Origin of the sequence: Haematobacter sp. (genome assembly GCF_032102465.1) — a bacterium.
In the GTDB taxonomy this organism is placed as follows: Bacteria; Pseudomonadota; Alphaproteobacteria; order Rhodobacterales; family Rhodobacteraceae; genus Haematobacter.
Genome location: NZ_DAMDHB010000016.1, coordinates 1 through 25,640, shown reverse-complemented (window position 1 = coordinate 25,640; position 25,640 = coordinate 1). Strand labels below are relative to the sequence as shown.

Genomic DNA, 25,640 nt, shown 5'->3' with positions numbered 1-25,640 from the left:
CGATCGTGCCAATGTTGACGTGCGGTTTCGTCCGTTCAAACTTTGCCTTTGCCATCGTCGAGGCGCCCCATGTCCGGGGGTCCGGAATGGACCCGATTAAACACGCGGGGCTACCTATTAGGCCAAGGGCCGGAAATCAAGCACCACTTGCAGAATGACCCTGCGACCCAGGGCAGGCGCGACACCCGGGTTACGGGTTGGGCGGGGTGGCGGGGCGGGCATGACCCCCCGTCCGGCGGGCTTCCGCGGCGGCGGCGGCCCGCGCCTCCTCCATCGCCACCTCGTCCTCGGGGGTGAGTTCGAACCACTCGGGATGCTCCAGCATCCAGTCCTGAACTTCCTTCGCGGCATTGCGGGCGAGGTTGCGGAGCTGGCTTTCCGCATTCTGGGTAAGACCGGAGCCGACGAAGGTCGCGCCCGTCAGGTTCTCCCAGATGGTGAGCTGCTTGGGTTCGGTGTTGATCTTCTTGCGCCGGATGTCGTCCCAGACGTTGGCGCTGATGACCAGCACCGACTTCGGCGAAGCGACGACGGGAACCCCCGGCGGGCCAAGCGCATAGGCATCCACATTGATCGCGATATGATAGAGCTTGCGCCCCTCATAGCTGCCGAACCGCTCCTGCACGGCGTCCCGGAGGGCGGTTTCAAGCTGCTCCGTCGTCACCTCGCGCGAGATGGGCACCTTCTGGGCATTCTTCGCCACGACGATGTTGTAGCCGAGCCGGAACTCCCCCATCGGCGGCAGTTCGCTTTGCACGACACGCCGCTCGCCGATCCCCCCGCAGGCGGCCAGCAGCAGAAGCAGCGCCGAAAAGGCGAGACGATGGAAGGCTCGGATCATCAGGGTCTCCGCATCGGATTTGCGCAGCGCGGCGTGGCGGCAAGGTCGCCCCAGCCATAGCCGAGCGCCCCGCGCCGCGCAATCCGCCCGTCCTCAGTCACGGGTGAAGCGGTTGTCCCGCGGGAAGCCACGCGGCGCCATCCGCCCGGTGGAGGCCCGCGCGGCCAGCCACTCGGTCAGGTCCGTTTCCGTCCGTGTCCGCCCTGCCGGATCCTTCCAGCTCAGCCCGTCGGCCAGCGTGAAGGTCCGCACGTCGGACAGGCCGCCGTCCTTGTATTTCTGAAGCCGCACACCCTTGCCGCGGCCCATTTCCGGCAACTCGGTCAGCGGGAAGACCAGCAGCTTGCGGTTGTCGCCCACCACGGCGACATGATCGCCGGAGACGGGCTCGCAGATTTTCGCCTTCGCCTCTCCCGACAGGTTCAGCAGCACCTTGCCGGCGCGGGTCTGGGCCAGCGCATCGTCCCCCACCACGACGAAGCCGTCACCGGCATCGGATGCGACGATATAGCGCGCGCCCGGACGATGCACGAACAGCGCCACGATCTCCGCCTCGTTCGGCAGGTCCACCATCAGGCGCACCGGTTCCCCCATGCCCCGCCCGCCGGGCAGGTTGGCACCGATGAGCGTATAGACCCGGCCGTTGGAGCCAAGGAGCAGGATCCGGTCCGTCGTCTCCGCATGGAAGAGGTAGCCCGGCCCGTCGCCGTCCTTGAACTTCATCTCCGTTCCCGGCGCGGCATGACCTTTCAGCGCGCGGATCCAGCCCATGCGCGAGCAGACCACGGTGATCGGCTCGCGCTCGATCATCGCCTCATAGGACACATCCTCGATCTGGCCGGCCTCCGCGAAGGTCGAGCGGCGCGCCCCGCCGGGAGCGGACTTGCCGAACTGACGGTCCACCTCCGCCAGTTCCTTGCCGATCTGCTTCCACTGCCGTGCCTCGGAGCCGAGCAGCGCCTCCAGCGCCTCCCGCTCCTTCGTCAGCGCGTCATGCTCCCGCCGCAGGTCCATCTCCTCCAGCCGGCGGAGAGAGCGGAGGCGCATGTTGAGGATCGCCTCGACCTGAACCTCGGTCAGCTCCCCCTGCCCCGGCACGGGCGGGCGGTAGTCCTTCTCCGACATGGCGCGGACATGGGCGCGGGACCAGTCCTCCGCCATCAGCGCGCGCTTCGGATCGTCGTCGTAGCGGATGATGTCGATCACCCGGTCCAGGTTCAGATAAGCGACGAGCAGCCCGGCCAGCACCTCCAGCCGGTGATCGATCTTCTCCATCCGATGCGAGGACCGGCGGATCAGCACCTCGCGCCGATGGTCGAGGAAGGCGCGCAGCACCTCCTTCAGCGAGCAGACCTTGGGCGTGCGCCCGTCGATCAGCACGTTCATGTTGAGCGAGAAGCGGATCTCCAGATCGGAATTGCGGTAGAGCTGGGCCATCAGCATTTCCGCATCGACGTTCTTGGACCGCGGCTCCAGAACGATGCGCACGTCCTCCGCGCTCTCGTCGCGCACATCGGCGAGGATCGGCACCTTCTTCAGCTGGATGAGTTCGGCCAGCCGCTCGATCAGGCGGGATTTCTGCACCTGATAGGGGATCTCGGTCACCACGATCTGCCAGGTGCCGCGCCCCAGATCTTCCGTCTCCCATCGCGACCTGAGCCGGAAGGAGCCGCGCCCCGTCCGGTAGGCCTCCACGATGGAATCGCGCGGCTCCACGATCACGCCCCCCGTCGGGAAATCGGGGCCGGGGACCAGCGCCACCAGCGATTCGTCGGTGATCGTGGGCGTGGCGATCAGCGCGCGGCACGCGGCAACCAGCTCGCCGAGGTTATGGGGCGGCACATTGGTCGCCATCCCGACCGCGATGCCGGACGCCCCGTTGGCCAGCAGGTTCGGGAAGGCAGCCGGGAACACCACCGGCTCCTCCAGCGTGCCATCGTAGTTCGGGCGGAAATCGACGGCGTTCTCCGCCAGCCCCTCCATCAACGCCTCGGCGGCGGGGGTCAGCCTGGCTTCGGTGTAGCGGGAGGCGGCGGGGTTGTCCCCGTCGATATTGCCGAAGTTCCCCTGCCCGTCCACCAGCGGATAGCGGACCGCGAAATCCTGCGCGAGCCGCGCCATCGCGTCATAGATCGCGGTATCGCCATGCGGGTGATAGTTCCCCATCACGTCGCCGGAGATCTTCGCCGATTTGCGGAAGCCCCCGGAAGAGGACAGCCGCAATTCCCGCATGGCATAGAGGATCCGCCGGTGCACCGGCTTCAGCCCGTCCCGCGCATCGGGAAGGGCGCGATTCATGATCGTGGACAGCGCATAGGTCAGGTAACGCTCGCCAATGGCACGGCGGAGCGGTTCCGAACTGGTGGGCAGCCCGTGTTCGATATTGTCGGAGGCGTCGGTCATGGCCCGATCTAGCTTGAGCAGGCGGGCACGGTCCAGCGGGAAGTGTGGCGGCAGGGGCTTTCACCGCGGCGCCGGTCGAGCCGTGGGCCGTGCCGTGCCGTGCCGTGCCGTGCCGTGGAAGGATCGCGCGGGAACTGGACCTTCGTCACGCGGATGTGCAAGTTCGCCGCCTTCGCCCACCGCACAAGGAAACGCATGACCCGCTCCATCCTCATCACCGGCTGCTCGTCCGGCATCGGCCTTGATGCCGCGCGCCGGCTCCACACCCTGGGCTGGCGGGTGTTCGCCACCTGCCGCAAGGCGGAGGATTGCGCGCGTCTTGAAGCGGAGGGGCTGGAGAGCCTGCCGCTCGACCTGGCGAGCGAGGACAGCGTCGCCCAAGCGGTCTCGGAGGTGCTGGCGCGCACCGGCGGCGGGCTGGATGCCCTCGTGAACAACGGCGCTTTCGCCTGTCCCGGCGCGGTGGAGGATCTGCCGCGCGGCGCGCTCCGCGAGGTGATGGAGGTCAACCTCATCGGTACGCATGACCTGACCCGGCAGGTGATCCGGGCGATGCGGCGGCAGGGGCATGGGCGGATCGTCACCGTCTCCTCCATCCTTGGAGTGGTGCCCGCTCCGTGGCGGGGCGCCTATGTCGCCAGCAAGTTCGCGCTGGAGGGGCTGACGGATACGCTGCGCCTCGAACTCTCCGACACGCCGATCCGGGTGAGCCTCGTCGAGCCGGGCCCCATCGCCACGCAGTTCCGCGTCAATGCCAAGCTCCATTTCGAGCGCTGGATCGACTGGGAAGCCTCCGCGCGCCGGGAGCAATATCGCACGAGCCTTCTGGAGCGGCTCTACGGCACGCCCGAGAAGGATCGCTGGGAACTGCCCCCCTCGGCCGTGACCCGCGTCATCCTCCGCGCGCTGGAAAGCCGCAGCCCCCGCCTCCGCTACACGGTCACCACGCCCGCGCTGCTGGGGGTGACGCTCAAACGGCTGCTGCCGGATCGGGCTATGGATGCGCTGCTCCGGCGGCAGTAAGGGTGGCCTTGCGCCGCGGGGGGGCGTAAGACGGAGAAAAACACGGGAGGTCCGCAACACGCGGCCTTCGCGCGCCAGACCCCGGATCGCCCGATCGAGAATCGCGGCAGACCCAGAGCCAGCATCGGAGACAGCATGCTCCACGACCCCTTGTTCCTCATCGTGGCGATCGCCTGTTTCGCCGTGCTTATCATCCTGATGATCGGAGTGGGCGGTTTTGCCCGCGGGGGCGAGTTCAACCGCCGCCATGCCAACCGGATCATGCGCTACCGCATCATCGCGCAGGCTGTGGCTGTGATCCTGATCTTGGTCTTCGTTTACCTGCGGAGAATGTGATGGTCGTGCTCAACCGCATCTACACCCGCACCGGCGATGGCGGAGAAACCGCGCTTTCCAACGGCGAGCGCGTCCGCAAGGACAGCCTGCGGGTGGAAGCCTACGGCACGGTGGATGAAACCAACGCGACGGTCGGTCTCGCGCGGCTGCATGCGGAAGGGGAGATGCATGCGCGCCTAGGCCTCATCCAGAACGACCTGTTCGATCTGGGGGCGGACCTGTCGCGTCCGGGCGTGGACCGGGATCATGAGGCGAAATACACCCCCCTCCGCATGGTTCCCGCCCAGGTGGACCGGCTGGAGGCGGAGATCGACGCGATGAATGCCGCACTGTCTCCCCTCCGGTCCTTCGTGCTGCCGGGGGGAAGCGCCCTTGCTGCGCATCTGCATCTTTGTCGCACCGTGTGCCGGCGCGCGGAACGTCTGGCCGTCGCCCTTGCCGCCGAAGGCGATGTGACGGAGGCGGCGGTGCGCTACCTCAACCGCCTGTCCGACTGGTTCTTCGTGGCATCGCGCGTCGCCAACGACAACGGCGCGGCCGATGTGCTCTGGGTTCCCGGCGCGAACCGTTGACGCTGCGAAGCAGCGCGAAGTGCGAATTTTCCCTGTCCTGTGCCGGTCCAACTCGCTAACAAGCCGTTGGAGAGCATGAACCGCGCCTCTGAACGGGCGCACGGAGGGGAGTTGCCCATGAAGATATTGGTGCCTGTGAAGCGGGTGATCGACTACAACGTCAAGGTTCGCGTGAAGGCGGACGGTTCGGGCGTTGACCTTGCGAACGTCAAGATGTCGATGAACCCGTTCGACGAAATCGCGGTGGAAGAAGCGATTCGCCTGAAGGAAAAAGGCGCGGCCGAAGAAGTGGTCGTGGTTTCCATCGGCGTGAAGCAGGCGCAGGAGACGCTGCGCACCGCGCTCGCCATGGGGGCTGACCGGGCGATTCTCGTCGAAGCCGCACCGGATGTCACCACCGACATCGAGCCGCTTGCCGTTGCCAAGATCCTCAAGGCCGTCATCGACGCGGAGCAACCGGGCCTTGTCATCACCGGCAAGCAGGCGATCGACAACGACATGAACGCCACCGGCCAGATGCTGGCGGCGCTCCTCGGCTGGGCGCAGGCGACATTCGCCTCCGAAGTGGTGATCGAGGGCGATTCCGCCGTCGTGACCCGCGAGGTGGATGGCGGCCTGCAGACGGTGAAGGTGAAGCTGCCCGCCGTCGTGACGGCGGACCTGCGGCTGAACGAACCGCGCTATGCCTCGCTGCCGAACATCATGAAGGCGAAGAAGAAACCGCTCGAGGAAAAGACCGCCGCCGACTACGGCGTCGATGTCACGCCGCGGCTGAAGATCGTCAAGACCGTGGAACCGGCGGGCCGCAAGGCCGGGGTGAAGGTCGGCTCGGTCGATGAGCTGATCTCCAAACTGAAGAACGAAGCGGGGGTGCTCTGATGGCTGTGCTTCTTGTTGCGGAAGTGACGGGTGCCGATCTCGCTGTCGATGCGACGGCGAAGGCCCTGTCGGCGGTGAAGTCGCTCGGCCCGGTGACGGTCCTCGTCGCGGGCGAAGGCGTCTCTGGCGCGGGTGAAGCGGCTGCGAAACTGGATGGCGTGGCCAAGGTGCTCGTCGCCGATGCCCCGCTCTACGGGCATGGTCTGGCTGAGCCTCTGGCCGATCTCGTGGTCAGCCTCGCGGGGGATTACGAGCAGATCGTCGCGCCCTCGACCGCATCGGCCAAGAACGTGATGCCGCGCGTGGCCGCCCTGCTCGACGTGATGGTGATCTCCGACGTCTCCGGCGTGGTGGACGGCTCCACCTTCGAGCGCCCGGTCTATGCCGGCAACGCGATCCAGACGGTGCAGTCCTCCGACCCGAAGAAGGTGCTGACCGTCCGCACCGCCAACTTCCAGGCCGCGGGCGAAGGCGGTTCGGCGTCGGTCGAATCGGCAACGGCGGCGGCTGACCCGGCCCTGTCCTCCTGGGTGGAGGACAAGGTCGCAGCCTCCGACCGTCCCGAACTCACCTCGGCCAAGATCGTGGTCTCGGGCGGGCGTGGCGTCGGCAGCCAGGAGAACTTCGCCGTCATCGAGAAGCTGGCCGACAAGCTCGGCGCTGCGGTGGGCGCGTCCCGTGCGGCCGTCGATTCGGGCTTTGCCCCGAACGACTGGCAGGTGGGCCAGACCGGCAAGGTCGTGGCGCCGGACCTCTATGTCGCGGTCGGCATCTCGGGGGCGATCCAGCACCTCGCCGGGATGAAGGATAGCCGCGTCATCGTGGCCATCAACAAGGACGAGGAAGCCCCGATCTTCCAGGTGGCGGATTACGGCCTCGTCGGCGATCTCTTCACCCTTCTGCCCGAACTGACCGAAAAGCTCTGAGCCTTTCGACAGCATCAGCGACATGGCGGGGCCTTCGGGCCCCGCTTTCTTTTGCGCCGCCCTCTGTTGCCGCGGCGCGGCGCGCGCCCTAAGGTCTGCGCAAAGACGGAGGATGACATGCAAGTCAGAACGGTGGGCGTGATCGGCGCCGGGCAGATGGGCAACGGCATCGCGCATGTGTTTGCCCTGTCGGGCTACGATGTGGTGCTGAACGACATTTCGGCGGAGGCGCTGGAGCGGGCGAAGGGCGTGATCGCCAAGAACCTCGACCGGCAGGTTCAGCGCGAGAAAATCACGGCCGAAGAGCGTGAGACCGCCTTCGCCCGCATCAGCACCACGACGTCCCTCCCCGATCTCGGCCCGACCGATCTGGTGATCGAAGCGGCGACGGAGCGGGAGGCGATCAAGCAGAAGATCTTCGAGGATCTGGTGCCGCATCTCAGGCCGCATACGATCCTGACGACGAATACCTCGTCGATCTCCATCACCCGTCTCGCCTCGCGCACCGACCGGCCGGAGAAGTTCATGGGGCTGCACTTCATGAACCCCGTTCCGGTCATGCAACTCGTGGAGCTGATCCGCGGGATCGCGACCGATGACGAGACCTTCGAAACGATGCTGGCCATCGTGGAATCGCTCGGCAAGACGGCGGCGGTCGCACAGGATTTCCCGGCCTTCATCGTGAACCGCATCCTGGTGCCGATGATCAACGAGGCGGTCTATACGCTCTATGAGGGCGTGGGGTCGGTGACCTCCATCGACGAATCCATGAAGCTCGGGGCGAATCACCCCATGGGTCCGCTTGAACTGGCGGATTTCATCGGTCTGGACACCTGCCTTGCGATCATGAACGTGCTGCATGAAGGCTTCGGCGACACGAAATATCGGCCCTGCCCGCTGCTGACCAAATACGTCGAGGCTGGCTGGCTGGGGCGGAAGGCGAAGCGCGGGTTCTATGACTACCGGGGTGAAAAGCCGGTTCCCACGCGCTGATCAGAACTCCTCGCCGAAGCGCCCGGAGACAAGTGTCTCAAGCGCGTCGGCGAGCTTCTCTGCCTCCGCGCCCTTCGTTTCGACATGGATCGTGGTGCCCCGTGATGCGGCGAGCATGAGCAGACCCATGATCGAATCGCCGGAAACGGTCATGCCGTCCTTGGATACGGCGGCCTCCGCGTCATGACCTTCAACGACCTCGACGAATTTGGCCGAGGCGCGGGCATGAAGGCCCTTCTCGTTCACGATCCGCAATTCCCGCGCGAAACCCGTCACGAAGCGGCTCGCGGTGCGCAAAGGTCGATGCTGTTGATATATTTCCGCCCCGCATCCATCGCGACCTCAACCGCTTCCTGAACCGTGAGGTTCCGCGATTTCGCCAGCTTGATGAGCATGGGGAGATTCGCACCGTAAAGAATACGGCGCCCCCCCTGCGTGCAGGCGCGAAGCGACAGATTGGAGGGCGAGCCTCCGAACATGTCGGTCACCACGACAACGCCATCTCCGGTGTCCACCGCATCAGCGGCGCCGAAGATTTCTTCCTGCTTCGCCGCGCGATTATGGTCTTCCTCGATGGAGATCGCCCGGATTCCGTCCTGCTTGCCGACCACATGCTCGACGGCTGCCAGGTACTCCCGGGCAAGGCCTCCATGCGCGACGATCACGATACCGATCACGCCCCAGTTACCTCACGCCCTAGTGTCTCGAATGCTGCAGGGGCAACGGACCCTCTGCGCTCCAGTTCCCTATGTCTTTTTGACACCGGCCAGCCCGCTTCCGCAAGCGCCTTGGCCATTTTTTCTGCAGTTGCAACCGATCTGTGCTGTCCTCCTGTGCAACCGAAGGCCACTGCCAGATGCGTCTTGCCTTCCTCAACATAAGCGGGAAGCAGGCTTATCAGGAGATCCCTCGCCTTCACGAAAAAGGGATCGAACCGCGGATCCGCCTCCACATAGTCGGCAACGGCGGGATCGCGGCCATCCTTCTGGCGCAACAGGGGATTCCAGTGCGGATTGCGCAGGAAGCGACAGTCGAACACCATGTCCACGCCACGCGGCAAACCCCGTTTATAAGAGAATGAATGAACGGAAACGGCCAGTGCCCCCCCGCGCTCAAGCGCGAACCAGCGCGAGATTTCTTCCCGCAGATCATGCGGCGTCATTTCTGATGTATCGACAAGGACGTCCGCGCGCTCCCGAATCGGGGCGAGAAGCTCCAGCTCCCGCTGAATACCCAGCGCGGGTTGCTCCGCAGGGGCGAGCGGATGGCGGCGGCGCGTTTCGGAATAACGCCGCACCAGAACGTCCACCGCACAGTCCAGATAGAGCAGATCGACGTCAATCTCCGGCAGCGCGGTCATGACATCGATGAGCTCCAGAGTCGCATCGGTTGAAAAATCACGGTTTCGCACATCGATACCCAGGGCGAGCGGATGGACGAGCGCGCCGCCTTCCAGCAGTTTCGGCACCATGCGGAGCGGCAGGTTGTCGATCGTCTCGTAGCCCAGATCCTCCAGCGCGGCGAGCGAACTGGACCGCCCGGCCCCGGAAGCTCCGGTCACCAGGACAATCCGGCTCTCGCCGGGAGGATCATCTTGTCGCGTTCCATCGCCCGTCATGCGATTCGTCCCGCCTTGAGCCATTGCAGCAGCGCTGCGGGAAAATGGGGAGCGTCGACCCTGAATAGCAAGGGGAGTGCGACACCAAGGACATCATGGCTGCGCTGCTCGGGCAGTCGTGCCTTTTCCGTGCGGTCGAGGTCGGCCACCAGCGCCAGCGGAACAGCCTGCCCCGCAGCCGCGGCGAGGATGCCCACGCCCCGCGCCTCCACACGACCGTGGATCGTCTCGGGCGACGTCGCCATCACGGCATCGCCCCGCCGGACGAGCCTGGTCCGGTCATCGGCCACGAGCTCCGCTCCGAACGCCATCAACTGAAGAACGAGGCCCGATTTTCCGCTCCCCGACCGGCCAAGGATCAACAGCCCACGTCCGGCGACGGACACCGTGCTGCCGTGAACCAATACGCCCTCCCCGGCTGTCGCCGCCGGTTGTCGTCCCTCTGCCCCCAATGCGCACCTCTCGCGGTCACGGCTCTCACCGGTAGTGTATCACCAGCGCGAGCCGATGGGTAACCTGACCTTTTGACAGCCTTGTCAACCAGAGCTGAACCGGTATCCCTCGCCATAGAGCGTGCGTATCGCGGCAAAGGCCGGGTCAACGGCACGGAATTTTTGGCGTATCCGCTTGATATGGCTGTCGATGGCCCGCTCTGCCCCACCCGCCCCAGAAGTGTCGAGCAGTTCCTCGCGCGTTCGAAGATGGCCCGGATGGCTGGCGAGACGGTCCAGAATCGCGAACTCACGGGTCGTCAGGGGAACCGGCGCGCCATTCCACCGCGCGAGACGGGTGGCGCGGTCAAGGTCAAGGCCGCCTCTCACCAGCATATCGCCCTCCGGCACATGGCGGCGCAGCACGGCACGTATGCGCAGCGACAGAAGCGGCGGGGAGACGGGCTTGCGCAGGAAGTCGTCGGCGCCAAGGCGGAGCGCATCCGCCTCGGCTGCCTCTCCATCGCACCCGGTGAGGAAGATAACCGGAAGACGGCTGCGCCGCCGCACCCGCCGGAGCAGGCACAGCCCGTCTATCCGCGGCATCCCGATGTCCATGACCGCCAAGTCGGGCGGCTGCCGCCCGAAGGCCGCGAGCGCCACCCTTCCGTCTGCATACCGCTCCACCACGAACCCGTCCCGCTCCAGCAACCGTCCGAGCGAAATGAGCATGTGACGATCATCGTCCACGAGTGCGATACGCTCCCCTGCTGCCGCCATCACCCCATCTCCCGAATCGCCTTCATCATCCGCAATGTAGGGGCAAAAAGGGAACAAACCCCTAACATCCTGTGCACGCCGCAATTTACCGCCAATGATGGCGCTAACCTTTTCGTGCTAGCGCTAACCCGTTGAAAGCGTCCTATTCATTCCGAAATCCGTTCTGTAAGATTGATGTGTCACCCACTTCCGCCGCCATCGCACCGCCCGCGACGGAGAGTTATTTTCATCGCCTAATCTGGGGGCATCGGAGCTTGACTATGACAATTGGACACGTGAACCCCGCCTGCCGCCTTGAGGATCAGGGCCTGGCCGGGCTGGGGAACGTCTATTACAACCTCCTTGAGCCCGCGCTGGTCGAAGAGGCGCTGAAGCGGAACGAGGGTACGCTTGGCAAGGGTGGGTCGCTTCTGGTCGACACCGGCAGCCACACCGGCCGCTCGCCGAAGGACAAGCACGTCGTCCGGACCCCTTCGGTCGAAGACAAGATCTGGTGGGAGAACAACGCGCCGATGGCGCCGGAGGCCTTCGACCGGCTGTATGAAGACATGATCGCGCACATGAAGGGGCGTGATTACTTCGTGCAGGACCTGTTCGGCGGTGCCGATCCCGCCCATCGGCTGGATGTGCGGCTGGTGACGGAGCTGGCTTGGCACGGGCTGTTCATCCGGCATCTCCTGCGGCGGCCGGAGCGGCAGGAACTGGACTCGTTCCAGCCGGAATGGACGATCATCAACTGCCCGACCTTCAAGGCCGACCCCAAGAAGCACGGCTGCCGGACCGAGACCGTGATCGCGCTCAACTTCGACAAAAAGCTGATCCTGATCGGCAACACCGCCTATGCGGGTGAGAACAAGAAGTCCGTCTTCACGCTGCTGAACTACATCCTTCCCGAAAAGGGCGTCATGCCGATGCACTGCTCGGCCAACCACGCGCCCGGCAACATCGCGGATACGGCGATCTTCTTCGGCCTGTCCGGCACCGGCAAGACGACGCTTTCCGCCGATCCGTCCCGCGTCCTCATCGGCGATGACGAGCATGGCTGGTCGGAGAACGGCACCTTCAACTTCGAAGGCGGCTGCTACGCCAAGACGATCAGCCTCTCGCCCGAAGCCGAGCCGGAAATCTACGCGACCACCTCCAAGTTCGCGACCGTCATCGAAAACATGGTGTTCGAGCCCTACACCAAGGCGCTGGATTTCGAGGATGACAGCCTGACCGCGAACATGCGGGCGGCCTATCCGCTGGACTACATCTCCAACGCATCGGAATCCGGTCTGGGCGGGCATCCGAAGAACGTCATCATGCTGACCTGCGATGCGTTCGGCGTGCTGCCGCCCATCGCGCGCCTTACGCCGGCGCAGGCGATGTATCACTTCCTTTCCGGCTTCACCTCCAAGGTCGCCGGCACCGAACAGGGTGTGACCGAACCGCAGCCGACCTTCTCCACCTGTTTCGGCGCGCCCTTCATGCCGCGGCGGCCGGAAGTCTATGGCAAGCTCCTGCAGGAGAAGATCAACAGTCAGGGCGCGACCTGCTGGCTGGTCAACACCGGCTGGACGGGCGGCGCCTATGGCACGGGCAAGCGGATGCCGATCAAGGCGACGCGGGCGCTGCTCGCCGCCGCGCTCGACGGCTCCCTGAACGGCGGCAGTTTCCGCAAGGATCCGAACTTCGGCTTCGATGTTCCGGTTTCCGTGCCGCATGTGGATGCAAAGCTGCTGGACCCGCGCTCGACCTGGGCCGATCCGGCTGCCTATGATGCGCAGGCAAAGAAACTCGTGGAAATGTTTGCGGCGAACTTTGCCCAGTACGTTCCCTATATCGATGATGAGGTGAAGGGTGCCGCGATCGGCTGAGCCGGCACCTCACATCAGGCAAAAAAGCCCCGGCGGAAACGTCGGGGCTTTTTCATGGCCATCAGGCGCAGCCGGACAGAGCACATCTTGTGGGAAGGCAAGAGGGCTGTTAACCCACGCGACGGAAAATTCCCCGACCCGGCAGGAAAGAGCCCCCTTGCGTCGCGGAGCCAGCCACAGAAAGCAATAACATGTCCACCACCTCCCAGGCGGCCGCGGAGCCCGCCGCACCCGTCAATTCAAGAACCAACGTCATTCTGGCCAGTCTCGTCGGAACGACCGTCGAATTCTACGACTTCTACGTCTATGCCACGGCGGCCGTGCTGGTCTTCCCGCACCTGTTCTTCCCCGCCGGCAACGATACGACGGCGCTCCTCGCCTCCTTTGCCATCTTCGGGGCCGCGATGATCGCCCGTCCGCTGGGCGCGATCTATTTCGGCCACCTCGGAGACAAGAAGGGGCGCAAGCTCACGCTGGTCGGCGCGCTGCTGACCATGGGGATCGCGACCTTCCTGATCGGCCTGCTGCCGACCTACCACATGGTGGGTTGGCTGGCGCCGCTGCTCCTTGTCATCCTGCGGCTGGCGCAGGGTTTTGCCATCGGCGGCGAATGGTCCGGTGCAGCGCTTGTCGCGACGGAAAACGCGCCGGAGGGCAAACGCGCCCTGTTCGGCACCTTCCCGCAGCTTGGCGCGCCGCTCGGCTTCATCATCGCGAACGGCCTGTTCTTGATCATCGCGGCTGTCATGCCGTCGGATGATCCGTCGCGCCCCTCCGAAGCCTTCCTGAGCTGGGGCTGGCGCATCCCGTTCCTGTTCTCCGCCATCATGGTGATCGTCGGCCTCTACGTCCGGCTGCATCTGGTGGAGTCGGAAGCGTTCACCAAGACGGTGCAGAAGGGCAAGGTCCAGAAAGTTCCGCTGGCCGCCGCGTTCAAGCTGCATTCGCGCGAACTGATCCTCGGCACGTTCTACATGCTGGCGACCTACGTGCTGTTCTATCTGATGACCACCTTCTCCCTGTCCTACGGGCGCGCGTCGTCCTCTGCGGCGCTGCCCGGTCTGGGTTACGATTACCGCACCTTCGTGCTGATGATGATTCTGGGCGTGGTGTTCTTCGGTATCTTCACCATGGTTTCCGGCCCGCTGGCCGACAAGCTCGGGCGCCGCAAGACGCTGATCTGGGTGACGCTGGGGATCATCGCCTTCGGTCTCATCTGGGTGCCGATGCTGTCCGCGGGCACCTTTGGCGTGGTGGCGTGGCTTATCCTCGGCTTCTCGCTGATGGGGATGACCTTCGGGCCGATGGGGGCGCTGCTGCCGGAACTGTTCCCGGCCAATGTCCGCTATACCGGCTCGGGCATCTCCTACAACGTCTCCTCCATCCTCGGCGCCGCCGTCGCCCCGTTCATTGCCGTGGCGCTCTGGAGCTATGGCGGCGGCAGCCCGTTCTGGGTCGGCGTCTATCTGTCGGTCATGGGGGTGCTGACGCTCATCGCTTTGGTGGCCGGCAAGGAAACCAAGGATGTCGACATCAACCGCTGATCCGCAGCGGTCATGGTCCCGGGGGCGCGTCGTTGATGCGCCCCTTTTTCATGTTCGCTCGCAGAACCTGATCCGGTTGCCGAACGGATCGACCGCCTCAAGCAGAAGACCCCAGGGGGCTTCCTCCAGTCCGGGCCGGTTGAAGCGATATTGCTTGTTGAGCAGGTCGCGGTGAAAGGCCCGGATGCCCTCGGTTTCCACGAAAGCGGTTGATCCGGGGGTCGCGTCGCCATGGTGTTCGGACAGATGCAATTCGAAGCCCCCGCGCTCCACTCCCATGTAAAGCGGCGCCCCGGGGGCAAAGCGGTGCTCGAACAAGACGCGGAAGCCAAGAAAGTCGCAGTAGAACTCCCGCGCCTTCGCCTCATCGAACATGCGGAAGATTGGAGAGCAGCGGGGAAAGCGTATGCCGGTCATGCCCTCCCCCGCCTGTCGCGCGACGATCCCGGCCATGCGGAGGGGAGAGGCCGATCCCCCTCCGCCATAAGCGCCATGCGAAAGGTATCGGCCATCGCCCGCTGTGTCGCCATTGCCTGCTCTCCCGATTGTGGAGGCAGGTTACCCGTTCCGCAGCGGAACGCGTGGCATTTCTTGTGCCCCGCTCACCGCAGTTTCAGCGTCGCCAGCCCCACGAGCGCGAGAATGATGGAGACGATCCAGAAGCGGATGACGATCTGCGGCTCCGCCCAGCCCTTCTTCTCGAAGTGGTGGTGGATCGGGGCCATCAGGAACACGCGACGCCCGGTGCGCTTGAAATACAGCACCTGGATGATGACGGAGAGCGCCTCCACCACGAAAAGCCCGCCCACGATGGCCAGCACGATCTCATGCTTGGTGGCCACCGCGATCGCACCCAACGCCCCGCCGAGCGCAAGCGATCCGGTATCGCCCATGAAGACCGCCGCAGGGGGCGCGTTGAACCACAGAAAGCCCAGACCCGCCCCGATCAGCGCCGCGACAAAGATCACCAGTTCGCCGGTTCCGGGCACGTAATGCAGGCCAAGATAGTTGGTGAAGTCCACCCGCCCCACGAAATAGGCGATAACGCCAAAGGAGGCGGCGGCGATCATCACCGGCATGATCGCCAGACCGTCCAGACCGTCGGTCAGGTTCACGGCATTGGCCGCGCCCACGATCACCAGCATCGCGAATGGAATGAAGAACAGGTGCAGGTTGAACAGCGCGTCCTTGAGGATCGGCAGCGCAAGCTGAAACCGCAGTTCCGAAGGCTGAACCCATGCACAGGCGACGGAGGCGAGCAGCGCGATGGCCAGCCCGATGCCGATGCGGACACGGCCGGAGACGCCCTTGGTGTTGTTCCGCGTGACCTTGCGCCAGTCGTCGGCAAAGCCGATGGCCCCGAAGCCCAGCGTCACGAACAGGACGATCCAGACATAGGGATTGTCGAGACGCGCCCAGAGCAGCGTGGAAAGCGTCAGCGCCGACAGAATCAGCGCGCCGCCCATCGTCGGTGTGCCCGCCTTGGTCACCAGATGGCTCGCCGGGCCGTCGTCGCGGATGGGTTGGCCATGCCGCTGCTTCGATTTCAGAAATTCGATGAACGGACGCCCGAACACGAAGCCGATGACCAGCGCGGTGAAGAACGCCCCGCCCGCCCGGAAGGTGATGTAGCGAAACAGATTCAGGACGCCGCCGCCCTGCGCGAACTCCGCCAGCCAATAGAACACTATTCCCCTCCCGCCGCCTGGGCTTCGGGTGTGCCGAGACGGCGCAGCGCCTCCACCACGGGGGGGAGCTTGATCCCCTTGGAACCTTTCACCAGCACAACATCTCCTGCGTCGATCAGATGGCGGAGACGCGGAAGAAGGCTCTCCGCCGTCTCATGCCATTCGCCGCGTTTCTCTCGCGGCAGCGCGGCATGAAGTGCCTTCATCCGCGGACCGACGCAATGCACGATGTTGAGGGTGGCCATGGCCGGATGCGCGGCAATCTGCCGATGCATCTCCATCTCCTCCGGGCCGAGTTCGAGCATGTCGCCAAGAATGGCCACCCGGCGGCCCTTCACGATGCGGCCCGGCCCATCCTTCGGCTCCGTCGCCGCCAGCAGGTCCAGCGCCGCGCCCAGCGAGGCCGGGTTGGAGTTGAAGGCGTCGTCGATCAGGTCGAAGGCCATCCGGTCGTCGATGACGTCAAGCAGGATCCGCTCCCGCGCGCCGCGACCTTCCGGGGGCGCCCAGTGGCCAAGATCGAGGATCGCCATCGTCAGGTCCAGCCCGAGCGCATCGGCGACCGCAAGCGCGGCAAGCCCGTTCATCGCGAAATGCCGCCCCGCCGAGCGCACGCGGAACAGGATCGTCCGTCCCTCCGCCAGCGAGCGGGAGGAGGTGGCGCTGTCGGTGATTCGCGTTTCGAGAAGCTGCCAGTCACAGGCCGGCGTCGCGCCAAACCAAGTGGTCGCCACCCCTTCGGCCCGCTTTGCAAGAACTGGCGTGACGGCCAGGTCTCCCGGCAACACCACATGCCCCCCCGGCTCCAGGCCGTCGAGGATGGAGACCTTCTCCATCGCGATCGCCTCCAGCGAGTCGAACGCCTCCAGATGCGCGGGTGCCACGGTGGTGATCAACGCGACATGAGGGCGGGCGAGCCGGGCAAGCGGCGCGATCTCTCCCGGATGGTTCATGCCGATCTCTATGACGGCGAAGTCGCTGTCGGCCGGCATCCGGGCAAGCGTGAGTGGCACCCCCCAGTGGTTGTTGAAGCTCCGCACCGCCGCATGGACCCGTCCCTGACCGGAAAGGATCGCGCGGAGCATTTCCTTGGTCGAGGTCTTGCCGACGGAGCCGGTGACGCCGACGACCCGCGCCGTGCTGCGTTCCCGCGCGGCCCGCCCCAATTCCTCCAGCCCCCGGAGCACATCCGGCACGACCAGCAAGGGGGCGTCCTCCGCAACACCCTCCGGCACGCGGGAGACGAGCGCCGCCGCAGCCCCCTTGCGGAGCGCCTCGGCCACGAAATCATGTCCGTCACGCAGGTCGCGCAGGGCCACGAACAGATCGCCCGGCATAATTTCCCGCGTGTCGATGGCGACACCCGTCGCCTCCCAGCGCCGCGTGACGCGGCCACCTGTGACGCGGGCCGCATCCTCGGATGTCCAGAGCGGGCTCATATGCGCTTGCCGTCCAGAGCGGCGACGGCGATGGAAGCCTGCTCCGCATCGTCGAACGGATAGTCCTGATCGCCGATCGTCTGGCCCGTCTCATGCCCCTTGCCCGCGATGAGCAAGGCGTCGCCCGGCTGGAGCGCGTCCACCGCGCGCAGGATGGCCTCCGCCCGGTCGCCCACTTCGTTGGCCTCCGGCGCTCCGCCCTTTACGGCGGCGCGGATCTCGGCGGGATCCTCGGAACGGGGGTTGTCATCGGTCACATAGACGACATCCGCGTAACGCTGCGCGGCCTCTCCCATGAGCGGGCGTTTCGCCCTGTCCCTGTCGCCGCCCGCGCCGAGGACGACGATGATGCGGCCCAGCACATGCGGGCGCAGCGCCTTCAAAGCGGTCGCCACCGCATCCGGCGTATGGGCGTAATCCACGAAGACCGAAGCACCGTTGGCCCGCGTGGCGACAAGCTGCATCCGCCCGCGCACGGTGGAGAGCGCCGGGAGCGCCTCGAACACTCGCTCGGCCTTGCTGCCGGAGGCGATGGCAAGCCCCGCCGCCAGCAACACGTTGTCAGCCTGAAAGCCGCCGATGAGGTTCAGCCGTACCTGACGCGGCTTTCCCTGCCAGTCGAACCGCAGCTCCTGCCCGGTCGCGTCGAACCGCTGGGCGGTAATGCGGAGATCGACAGAACCGCGCCCCACACCCAGGACAGGAAGGCCCCGCTCATGACAGAGCCGCGCGATTTCGACGCCTTTCGGATCGTCCATATTCACCACGGCAGAGCCGTCATCGGGGAGAACGCGGGTGAAAAGCCCCGCCTTCGCCGCAAAATAAACATCGAAATCATGGTGGTAGTCGAGGTGGTCCTGCGTGAAATTGGTGAAACCCGCCGCGCGGAGCCGCACACCGTCCAGACGCCGCTGCTCCAGCCCGTGCGAGGAGGCCTCCATCGCCGCATGGGTGATGCCTTCGGCCACCATCTCCGCCAGCAGACGGTGGAGCGTCAGCGGCTCCGGCGTGGTATGAGTCGCAGGTGCGGCGAAGGCGCCCTCCACCCCCGTCGTGCCGATATTGGCGGCGAGATGGCCAAGCCGCGTCCAGATCTGCCGGGTGAAGGTGGCAACCGAAGTCTTGCCGTTCGTGCCGGTGACAGCGACCATCACCTGCGGCTGCGCGCCGAACCATAGCGCCGCCGCCCCTGCCAGCGCGGCGCGGGCATCCTCCACCACGATCACCGGAATATCCGTTCCGGCCAATGCCTCCCGCGCCATCTCGGCACCGGCCGGGTCGGTCAGCACCGCGCCCGCCTTCATGCGGAGCGCATAGGGAATGAATTCCGCGCCGTGCATCTTTGCCCCGGAAAGGGCAGCGAACAGATGGCCGGGCTTCACGGTGCGGCTGTCCACCGAAAGGCCGGTGATCCGCGTCTCCCGTCCGTCGCGGGCGCGCAGCCCAAGGTCGGAAAGGCTCTTGGTCGTCTCCGGCATCGCAGGCTCTCCCGTCAGTTCCGCACGAGCGTTAACGCAGCGGGACGCACCGCTTCAACCTCGGGCCGTAGTCCGAGAAGCGGCGCGATCCGCCGGATCATCTCCGCTGCAACGGGAACCGCGGTGAAACCGGCTGTCCGCCGCGGTATCGGGCCAGAGGTTTCAACGGCTTCGTCAAGGCTCACGATCAGCACGTATTTCGGGTCCGACATCGGAAAGGCGGAGGCGAAGGTCGCGATCACCTTGTCGTGAGCATATCCGCGGCCATTGCGGAGCGGTTTCTCCGCCGTGCCCGTCTTGCCCCCGACGTCGTAGCCTTCCACCTTGCCGTAGGTGGCGCCCGACCCCTCCTCCACCACGCCGCGGAGCATCTCCCGCGCCATGTCGGAGGTGCGTTCTGCGATGACACGTTCCCCCACCACGGGCTTGTCCTGCCGGATGAGCGTCGGATTGACCCGCGTTCCGCCGTTCACGATCGTCGCATAGGCGGAGGCAAGGTGCAGCGGGCTGGCCGACATGCCGTGCCCGTAGGCGATGGTCATGGAGGAGATCTCCGACCAGACCTTCGGTATCAGCGGTCGCGCGCCCGGGGCCTCCGTCAGCTCGACGGTCGTCGGCGAGAGGAAGCCCAGCCGCTTCAGGAAATCCTGCTGCCGCGGACCGCCGATCATCTGCGCCAGCCGGGCGGAACCGACGTTGGAGCTTTTCTCGATGATGCGGAGCACGCTGAGCTGCGCGCCGTAGTTGTGCATGTCCTTGATGCGGAACCGGCCCCAGTTGAAGGGGCGCGTGTCGATTATCGTGCTCGGCGTCACGAGGCCGAGATCGATCGCCTGCGAGGCGGCGAAGATCTTGAAGGTGGAGCCGAGTTCGTAAAGCCCCTGCACCGCGCGGTTGAAAAGCGGGCTGTCCGACGGGTCGCCCTTCACCGGGGGCAGGGGGCGGTCGTTCGGGTCGAAATCCGGGTAGGACACCATGGAAATGACCTCCCCCGTATGGACATCCATCAGGATGGAAGTGGCGCCCTTGGCGTTCATCAGCTTGACCCCGCCCGCGAGGATCTGCTCCGCCGCGGCCTGCACGGAAAGGTCGATGGACAGTTCCAGCGGCTCGCCGCCGTTGGCCGGATCGCGGAGATAATCGTCATAGATCTTCTCCACCCCCGCCGTGCCGATGACCTCGGCCGAGGAAACCCCCTCCCGCCCGAAGCCCGCGCCGCCCAGAATGTGGGAGGCGAGCTTTCCGTTCGGATAAAGCCGCATCTCCCGCGGGCCGAACAGCAGACCGGGGTCGCCGATGTCATGCACCGCCTGCATCTGCTCGGGCGAGAGCTTGCGCCGGATCCAGAGGAACTTGCGGCTGCCGGTGAAATCCTTGACGAGCTGATCTTCCTTCAGATCGGGGAAGATCTCCGCCAGTTCATGCGCGACCCGGACGGGTTCGATCATCTGTTGCGGCTGGGCATAGAGCGAATGCGTGACCAGATTGGTCGCCAGCACCCGCCCGTTGCGGTCCACGATATCCGCCCGCTGCGCGACGATCGGAGAGCCGACACCCGCAATCACCGGCTCCTCCGGCTCCACCGAAGCCAGCAGTCCCATGCGCGCGCCGATCGCGGAGAAGGCCGCGAAGAAGAACAGCGACAGAACTAGAAGCCGCCCCTCTGCACGCAACCGCGCCTTGTCCCGCGCCGTTTCCGCGCGGAGGCGGATGTTCTCCCGCTCGATGGCATCGGGATTCTCCCCCTTCTCGCGGGCGGAGAGAATGCGGGCAAGCGGGCGGAGGGGGGTCCGGGTCACGGGAGCGTCTCCTGATCGGTCGGGGCGGCAAGCGGATCGGGCACGGTGGGCAGCGGATAGGTTACGGAAGCGACGCTGCCGAATTGCGACGGCTCCAGCGGCAGCAGCTTCAGCCGGTCGAAATTGATGATGGTCAGTTCCGCAAGCCGGTCGGGCCGGTTGAGGTAGGCCCATTCCGCTTTCAGAACGCCCATTGCCTCATGCAGCGAGCCGATCTCCTGGCGCAGGCGAGCGGCCTGGCGGGAGGCCTCCTGCGTATGGTAATTCTCCTGATAGGCCCAGTAGGCGAGGCCCATCACGGCGAGGGCGGAGAGGACGTAGAACAGGCTCCGCATCTCAAAGTCCTTTCACCGAAGGCAACCCGAGCGCCGCGCGGTCCGACCGGCGCGCGGCTGCGGATGTCCGCTCCCCCACGCGGAGTTTCGCGGAGCGCGCGCGCGGGTTGGCCGCGACCTCACCCTCGTCCGGCCCGACGGCGCGCCGGGTGACCAGCCGGAAGGTGGCGGTTTCCTCAGGCAGGTCCGGGGCATAGCGGTTGGCGCGCGCGGCAGCCCCTGCCCGGTCCTGAAAGAACCGTTTCACGACCCGGTCCTCCAGCGAATGAAAGGTGACCACGGCGAGCCGCCCGCCGGGGGCCAAAGCGCGCTCGGCCGCCTCCAGCCCGGCAATGAGCTCGCCGAATTCGTCATTCACCGCGATCCGCAGCGCCTGAAAGCTCCGCGTCGCGGGGTGGGTCTGGCCGGGTTTCGGGCGCGGCAGGCAGGATTCGACGATCTTCGCCAATTCCAGAGTCCGCGTGATGGGCCGCGCCGCGACGATGGCGCGGGCTATGCGGCGGGAGGCGCGCTCCTCCCCGTAGTTATAGAGAATGTCAGCGATCACTTCCTCACGCGCGGTGTTTACCAGATCCGCGGCGCTCGGCCCGGATTGCGACATGCGCATGTCGAGCGGCCCGTCCTTGGCGAAGGAGAAGCCCCGGTCGGCCTCATCGAGCTGCATGGACGAAACCCCGAGGTCCAGCACCACGCCATCCAGCCCGGTCGCGTAATCGTCCATCCGCCCGAAGGTGCCCTGCACGAGGTCCAGCCGGTCGCCGTACTCCCCCGCCCAGCCCGCCGCCAGCCGGAACGCCAGCGGATCTCTGTCTACCCCGATCACCTTGTCCGCGCCGGCTTCCAGCAGCCCGCGCGCATAGCCGCCCGCGCCGAACGTCCCGTCGAGCCAGACGCCGCGCACGGGTGCAACTGCGGTCAGAAGCGGACCCAGCAGGACCGGAATATGCGGTGCCTGCACCATTCACTCTACCTCGTCTTCGTCCGGCAGCAGGGAGAGCGGGTCGAAATCCTCCGGCTGCTCGTCCAGCCAGTCGCGGAGTTTCGCCTCCTCCTCCGCCCAGGCGTCGGGATGCCAGATCTGGAACGTGGCGCCGGAGGCCACGAAATAGACCTCTCCGCCGCCCGGAGCGAGGTTCAGCCGCTCCCGCACCACGGGGGGCAGCACCAGACGCCCGTCATCATCCACCTGTGTGGGAAAGGATTGCCCCTGCATCAGACGCTCCAAGGCGCGGCGCTGGGGGGAACCTGTCTTCATCCGGGCGATCAGCCGGTCGATCCGGTGCGCCTCGCGGACGGTATAGCATTCGATGAACTTGCGGCGGTGATCGCCATAAACCAGCACGATGCCCGAGCCGTCACCTGGCTTTCGGTCGGGGTCGCAGGCGTCGAGCACGCGGCGGAACAGCGCGGGGATCGAAACCCGTCCCTTGCCGTCCACCTTGTTGAGGCTTTCACCCCTGAACGTGTCCACCACTGCCCCGCACTCGTCCCTTCCGGTCCGTTGATCGGACCTTGGTCGGCCCGGAGGATCGCCAGAGCGCCCTCCGGATGGACTACGGCGGACCGGGCCGCTGCCACTGCCCGATCCGCCGCCCTCGTCCCATCACTGGGTGCGTCCGGTATTTCTGCGGCACATCCTGGGGGGATGCTGCTCTGCCGCGCCGGATCTCTTTCATCTGATGAAGGGGGGTGCCTGTATGAAACTGCCTTTTGCCGTGGGGTCTTCCGCCCCTTTAGCCCATCCCTCATCGGATGGACAAGGAATGCCATGGGAATTCACGGGAAGCAATGGGAAACTTAGGCACCGGCATGGGAGAAAGCGGCGCAAAATGCCTAGGTTTCGCCGAAAAATTCGCCCCTAATGGAATATATTGTGCCGCCCCGGCGCAATTACGCCAGAACTAGCATGGAGAGGAGTTTTGAGTGTCGGCGCCGATCCTCGCGGATCCGTGCGCAGTTGGTGAGGAGTGATGCCGCAAAGCATCGGCCCCTCACCATGTCCTGCCTGATTTCCAGACGAGGCTTGGCACATCGCAAAACTGCGCTAGCCGCGAATCGTTCCAGTGTTTTTCAGGGATTTCAGGCCATTCCGCCCGCAACAAGCCGTTCTGCCAAATGCGCATAGGCCTGCGCCTCGGGCGAGTCGCCAGCGGCGATCGGCGTACCCGAATCTCCCGCCACACGCACATCGAGGCTGAGAGGGAGTTCTCCCAGGAACGGCAGAGCCAGCCGTTCCGCCTCGGCCCGCACGCCCCCATGACCGAAGATATGGGATTCGTGCCCGCAATTGGGGCAGAAGAAGCTCGACATGTTCTCGATGAGACCCAGCACAGGCGTGTTCAGCCTGCGGAACATGTCGATGGCCTTGCGCGCATCCAGCAGCGCCACGTCCTGTGGAGTGGAGACGACCAGCGCCCCGGTGATATTGGCCTTCTGGCAGAGCGTGAGCTGAACATCCCCCGTTCCCGGCGGCAGGTCCACGATGAGCACGTCAAGCTCACCCCAGGCCACCTGCCCCAGCATCTGCTGCAGGGCCCCCATCAGCATCGGGCCGCGCCAAACCACCGCCTCATCCTCCCTCAGCATGAAGCCGATCGACATGATGGTGACGCCATGGGCGGTGAGCGGGATGATCGTCTGCCCATCGGGCGAGGCGGGACGCCGGTTGACACCCATCATCCGCGGCTGTGACGGACCATAGATATCCGCGTCCAGCAGGCCGACGCGCCGCCCCTGTCGCGCCAGGGCAACCGCGAGATTGGAGGACACGGTGGACTTGCCCACCCCGCCCTTGCCCGAGGCGATTGCAAGAATACGGTCCACCCCGCTCACCGGTTGCGGGCCAGCCTGCGGCGTGGGGTGCCGCCCGATCTTGGGCATCGGCGGGGCGGAGGCCGGCGCGGTGAGCACGGCGGAAACCTTCTCCACCCCCTCGAGCCCGCGCACCGCCGCCTCGGCCGCCTGCCGCGCAGGCTCCAGCCCCCGTGCCATGTCGGCATCCGCAGCCTCGATCACGAAGCGGACCGTGCCTGCCTCCAGCGTCAGGGCCCGCAGGAGATCGCGGCTCACCAGAGTGCCGCCCCCCGGCACAGGAACGCCGGAGAGAGCGGCAAGAACGGATTCACGCGTCAACGACATCTTTTCCCTTTCCTGCAGCGCCGGGGCCCCGGAACCGCAACCCCTGCAACTGCGACATTTTCGCCACCTCGTCGGGGCAGATCGTGGCAGACTGAACACCATCCCGCCCCAGAAGGCCAGTTTTACTGGGGAAATTCGTCGCGAAAAATAGGTCAGCATGGGTTATGCATCTTGTGCATGGCCGGATTGCCCCTCCCCCCCATTGTGCAGTCGCAGCATAGGCGTATGTTCATTCCCGAAGGCGCAGGACGAGAGAAAAAGCCCGCTGCGCCCGATCACAAGAGAATGGACTTACAATGGCCTACCTGAACCATACCCATGGGGCGGCCCAGAATGCTTCGGGCCTGAGCGATTTCGTTGCCCGTGTCCGCGAAGCCTGGGCGCAGCGCCGCCTGTATCGGCAAACCGTTGCCGAATTGCGGGAACTGAGCGACCGTGAGCTTGCCGATCTGCAGCTCAGCCGCTCTTCGATCTACTCCGTGGCCCGCGAAGCGGTTTACGGCAAGTAAAAAGGATTTCGATCGCCCCTCCTCCTCCCTGGGCGATCGGAAAGGTGACGGCACACTCCTCCTCCCAGTGCCGTCGCCGGAATACGGGGCCTTCGGGTTCCAGACTTTGCGGCAACCCCTCCTCCTCCCCGGGTTGTCGTGAATAGGCAGCGGTCCTCCTCCCTCCCCGGAGCGCTGTCACCTCCCTCCGGCGGAGCATGCCGGAACAGATGCGCTGCGACCCCTCCTCCTCCCTCGGTCGTATCGCAGGCGAGAGCGGCGGCTCCTTCCTCCTCCCCTGGAGCCGCCGCATCCCCCCTCCCGGTCGGGACAGACCGGACGGAATGCGATCGGCCTCTCCTCCTCCCTGGCTTGATCGTCATACAGCGGCAGCCTCCTCTCCTCCTCCCCGGAGGCTGCCGCACCCCCTTACCCAGAAGCAGTTACGATGCCGCCCAAGCGCGGCGAAGCCCCGTCCCGATGCACTTGCTCGGAGGGATAGCCCTCTCGCAGAGAGGCGGGTTTCCCGCTGCTTTCGCGCAGGGCGCGGGCCAGGTTCTACTGAACGTCCTCAGCGGTCGTCTTGGCCTGCTCGCCGAAGTCTTTTCATCGGTCTTTCATCCGGGACTTCCACCGGTCGCGTCGTCCGCCTCATCGGAGGTAGATGCGTAAGCGGCATGCGGCCGGGCGCTGTCAGCGTTTGCAGAAGGGGGAACGGGCGTCCTGGAACCCTGAAAGCGGTGATCTCCGAGGTGGTGAGGCACATGACATGGCTTGTCACGGAGCGGGCTTTCAGCTCCCGGTTCCCCTGTGCCGCAGCAAAAGCCGATATCAGAGGGGCAAGAGCCCAGGGGGTGAGAAAGGTGCAGACGCGTGCGTTCACCGAGGCCGGGAAACGGTGCACCGGATTGCGACAGAAGCCGGTCGCGAAGCATGCACCGGGGTGTGGCGATGCTCGATCGCCGCGCGGCGCAGGAGGCCACTCCTTGGAACCATCACGGAACAAGATTTGGAAGGGTCACGTCCGTCGAGGTTGTGTAATTTCCCGGATGGCCTGAGGTCATGATCAG

General features: G+C 65.6%; 25 protein-coding genes. 9 read left to right on the top strand and 16 right to left on the bottom strand.

The annotated features are described in order from the left end of the window. Positions 1-190: 190 nt before the first annotated feature. Both RT513_RS11590 and parC read right to left on the bottom strand, forming a co-directional pair. Positions 191-841, bottom strand: coding sequence for a hypothetical protein (locus RT513_RS11590; protein WP_290688623.1), 651 nt, complete (start codon positions 839-841; stop codon positions 191-193). 93 nt (positions 842-934) lie between these two features. After that, entirely contained in the window at positions 935-3,244 is a 2,310-nt protein-coding gene (gene parC / locus RT513_RS11585) for a DNA topoisomerase IV subunit A (RefSeq protein ID WP_088216511.1), read from the bottom strand. A gap of 195 nt (positions 3,245-3,439) precedes the next feature. Between parC and RT513_RS11580 the strand changes: the two genes are divergently transcribed. The 6 genes from RT513_RS11580 to RT513_RS11555 all read left to right on the top strand — a co-directional run bounded on the left by RT513_RS11580 (position 3,440) and on the right by RT513_RS11555 (position 7,973). Then, positions 3,440-4,267 carry an SDR family NAD(P)-dependent oxidoreductase gene (locus tag RT513_RS11580; RefSeq protein WP_290688627.1) on the top strand — a complete coding sequence of 276 codons (828 nt, stop codon included), beginning with the start codon at positions 3,440-3,442 and terminating at the stop codon, positions 4,265-4,267. 135 nt (positions 4,268-4,402) lie between these two features. After that, complete coding sequence (locus RT513_RS11575; RefSeq protein ID WP_088216510.1) at positions 4,403-4,603, top strand: twin transmembrane helix small protein; 201 nt, start codon at positions 4,403-4,405, stop codon at positions 4,601-4,603. Beyond that, positions 4,603-5,175, top strand: coding sequence for a cob(I)yrinic acid a,c-diamide adenosyltransferase (locus RT513_RS11570; RefSeq protein ID WP_088216509.1), 573 nt, complete (start codon positions 4,603-4,605; stop codon positions 5,173-5,175). The genes RT513_RS11575 and RT513_RS11570 overlap by 1 nt, the downstream gene beginning before the upstream one ends. Positions 5,176-5,292: 117 nt before the next feature. Beyond that, entirely contained in the window at positions 5,293-6,054 is a 762-nt protein-coding gene (locus RT513_RS11565; protein WP_088216508.1) for an electron transfer flavoprotein subunit beta/FixA family protein, read from the top strand. Beyond that, positions 6,054-6,980, top strand: coding sequence for an electron transfer flavoprotein subunit alpha/FixB family protein (locus RT513_RS11560; protein ID WP_088216507.1), 927 nt, complete (start codon positions 6,054-6,056; stop codon positions 6,978-6,980). Before RT513_RS11565 ends, RT513_RS11560 begins: the two co-directional genes overlap by 1 nt. Before the next feature lie 117 nt (positions 6,981-7,097). Continuing rightward, positions 7,098-7,973 carry a 3-hydroxybutyryl-CoA dehydrogenase gene (locus RT513_RS11555; protein WP_088216506.1) on the top strand — a complete coding sequence of 292 codons (876 nt, stop codon included), beginning with the start codon at positions 7,098-7,100 and terminating at the stop codon, positions 7,971-7,973. On the opposite strand, the gene RT513_RS11550 is transcribed toward RT513_RS11555, so the two are convergent. From RT513_RS11550 to RT513_RS11530, 5 genes are all read right to left on the bottom strand, one after another. Further along, positions 7,974-8,249 carry an HPr family phosphocarrier protein gene (locus tag RT513_RS11550; protein ID WP_035741988.1) on the bottom strand — a complete coding sequence of 92 codons (276 nt, stop codon included), beginning with the start codon at positions 8,247-8,249 and terminating at the stop codon, positions 7,974-7,976. It abuts the gene before it with no gap. Beyond that, the gene (locus RT513_RS11545) at positions 8,246-8,650 is read right to left on the bottom strand and encodes a PTS sugar transporter subunit IIA (protein WP_035708542.1); all 405 of its coding nucleotides are present in this window, start codon (positions 8,648-8,650) and stop codon (positions 8,246-8,248) included. Before RT513_RS11545 ends, RT513_RS11550 begins: the two co-directional genes overlap by 4 nt. Next, positions 8,647-9,591, bottom strand: coding sequence for an RNase adapter RapZ (rapZ, locus tag RT513_RS11540; protein WP_290688633.1), 945 nt, complete (start codon positions 9,589-9,591; stop codon positions 8,647-8,649). Before rapZ ends, RT513_RS11545 begins: the two co-directional genes overlap by 4 nt. Next, positions 9,588-9,977: a serine kinase gene (locus tag RT513_RS11535; protein WP_313534053.1), complete on the bottom strand. Its 390-nt coding sequence runs from the start codon at positions 9,975-9,977 to the stop codon at positions 9,588-9,590. The genes rapZ and RT513_RS11535 overlap by 4 nt, the downstream gene beginning before the upstream one ends. Before the next feature lie 150 nt (positions 9,978-10,127). Further along, positions 10,128-10,802, bottom strand: coding sequence for a response regulator transcription factor (locus RT513_RS11530; protein WP_088216503.1), 675 nt, complete (start codon positions 10,800-10,802; stop codon positions 10,128-10,130). A gap of 260 nt (positions 10,803-11,062) precedes the next feature. Between RT513_RS11530 and RT513_RS11525 the strand changes: the two genes are divergently transcribed. Together RT513_RS11525 and RT513_RS11520 are read left to right on the top strand one after the other, a co-directional pair. After that, positions 11,063-12,661, top strand: a complete 1,599-nt coding sequence (locus tag RT513_RS11525; RefSeq protein WP_290688638.1) for a phosphoenolpyruvate carboxykinase — start codon at positions 11,063-11,065, stop codon at positions 12,659-12,661. Between the two features lie 191 nt (positions 12,662-12,852). After that, entirely contained in the window at positions 12,853-14,205 is a 1,353-nt protein-coding gene (locus tag RT513_RS11520; protein WP_290688640.1) for an MFS transporter, read from the top strand. A gap of 48 nt (positions 14,206-14,253) precedes the next feature. Here the strand turns inward: RT513_RS11520 and RT513_RS11515 are convergent, their stop codons facing one another. The 9 genes from RT513_RS11515 to RT513_RS11475 all read right to left on the bottom strand — a co-directional run bounded on the left by RT513_RS11515 (position 14,254) and on the right by RT513_RS11475 (position 24,082). Then, on the bottom strand, positions 14,254-14,658 hold the full coding sequence (locus RT513_RS11515) for a glyoxalase superfamily protein (RefSeq protein WP_313534052.1): 405 nt from the start codon (positions 14,656-14,658) through the stop codon (positions 14,254-14,256). Between the two features lie 149 nt (positions 14,659-14,807). Then, the gene (gene mraY, locus RT513_RS11510) at positions 14,808-15,893 is read right to left on the bottom strand and encodes a phospho-N-acetylmuramoyl-pentapeptide-transferase (protein WP_290688644.1); all 1,086 of its coding nucleotides are present in this window, start codon (positions 15,891-15,893) and stop codon (positions 14,808-14,810) included. Further along, entirely contained in the window at positions 15,893-17,332 is a 1,440-nt protein-coding gene (gene murF / locus RT513_RS11505) for a UDP-N-acetylmuramoyl-tripeptide--D-alanyl-D-alanine ligase (RefSeq protein ID WP_290688646.1), read from the bottom strand. The genes mraY and murF overlap by 1 nt, the downstream gene beginning before the upstream one ends. After that, the gene (locus tag RT513_RS11500) at positions 17,329-18,810 is read right to left on the bottom strand and encodes a UDP-N-acetylmuramoyl-L-alanyl-D-glutamate--2,6-diaminopimelate ligase (RefSeq protein WP_290688648.1); all 1,482 of its coding nucleotides are present in this window, start codon (positions 18,808-18,810) and stop codon (positions 17,329-17,331) included. Before RT513_RS11500 ends, murF begins: the two co-directional genes overlap by 4 nt. A 14-nt stretch (positions 18,811-18,824) precedes the next feature. Then, positions 18,825-20,609, bottom strand: a complete 1,785-nt coding sequence (locus RT513_RS11495) for a penicillin-binding protein 2 (RefSeq protein ID WP_290688650.1) — start codon at positions 20,607-20,609, stop codon at positions 18,825-18,827. Further along, complete coding sequence (locus RT513_RS11490; RefSeq protein WP_290688652.1) at positions 20,606-20,944, bottom strand: cell division protein FtsL; 339 nt, start codon at positions 20,942-20,944, stop codon at positions 20,606-20,608. Before RT513_RS11490 ends, RT513_RS11495 begins: the two co-directional genes overlap by 4 nt. 1 nt (position 20,945) lies before the next feature. Next, positions 20,946-21,905, bottom strand: a complete 960-nt coding sequence (gene rsmH / locus RT513_RS11485; protein ID WP_290688654.1) for a 16S rRNA (cytosine(1402)-N(4))-methyltransferase RsmH — start codon at positions 21,903-21,905, stop codon at positions 20,946-20,948. Next, positions 21,906-22,415 carry a division/cell wall cluster transcriptional repressor MraZ gene (locus RT513_RS11480; RefSeq protein WP_306424954.1) on the bottom strand — a complete coding sequence of 170 codons (510 nt, stop codon included), beginning with the start codon at positions 22,413-22,415 and terminating at the stop codon, positions 21,906-21,908. It abuts the gene before it with no gap. A 608-nt stretch (positions 22,416-23,023) separates the two neighbouring features. Next, the gene (locus RT513_RS11475; RefSeq protein WP_088216494.1) at positions 23,024-24,082 is read right to left on the bottom strand and encodes an Mrp/NBP35 family ATP-binding protein; all 1,059 of its coding nucleotides are present in this window, start codon (positions 24,080-24,082) and stop codon (positions 23,024-23,026) included. A gap of 296 nt (positions 24,083-24,378) precedes the next feature. Between RT513_RS11475 and RT513_RS11470 the strand changes: the two genes are divergently transcribed. Continuing rightward, positions 24,379-24,591, top strand: coding sequence for a DUF1127 domain-containing protein (locus RT513_RS11470; RefSeq protein WP_035741453.1), 213 nt, complete (start codon positions 24,379-24,381; stop codon positions 24,589-24,591). Positions 24,592-25,640: the final 1,049 nt, after the last annotated feature.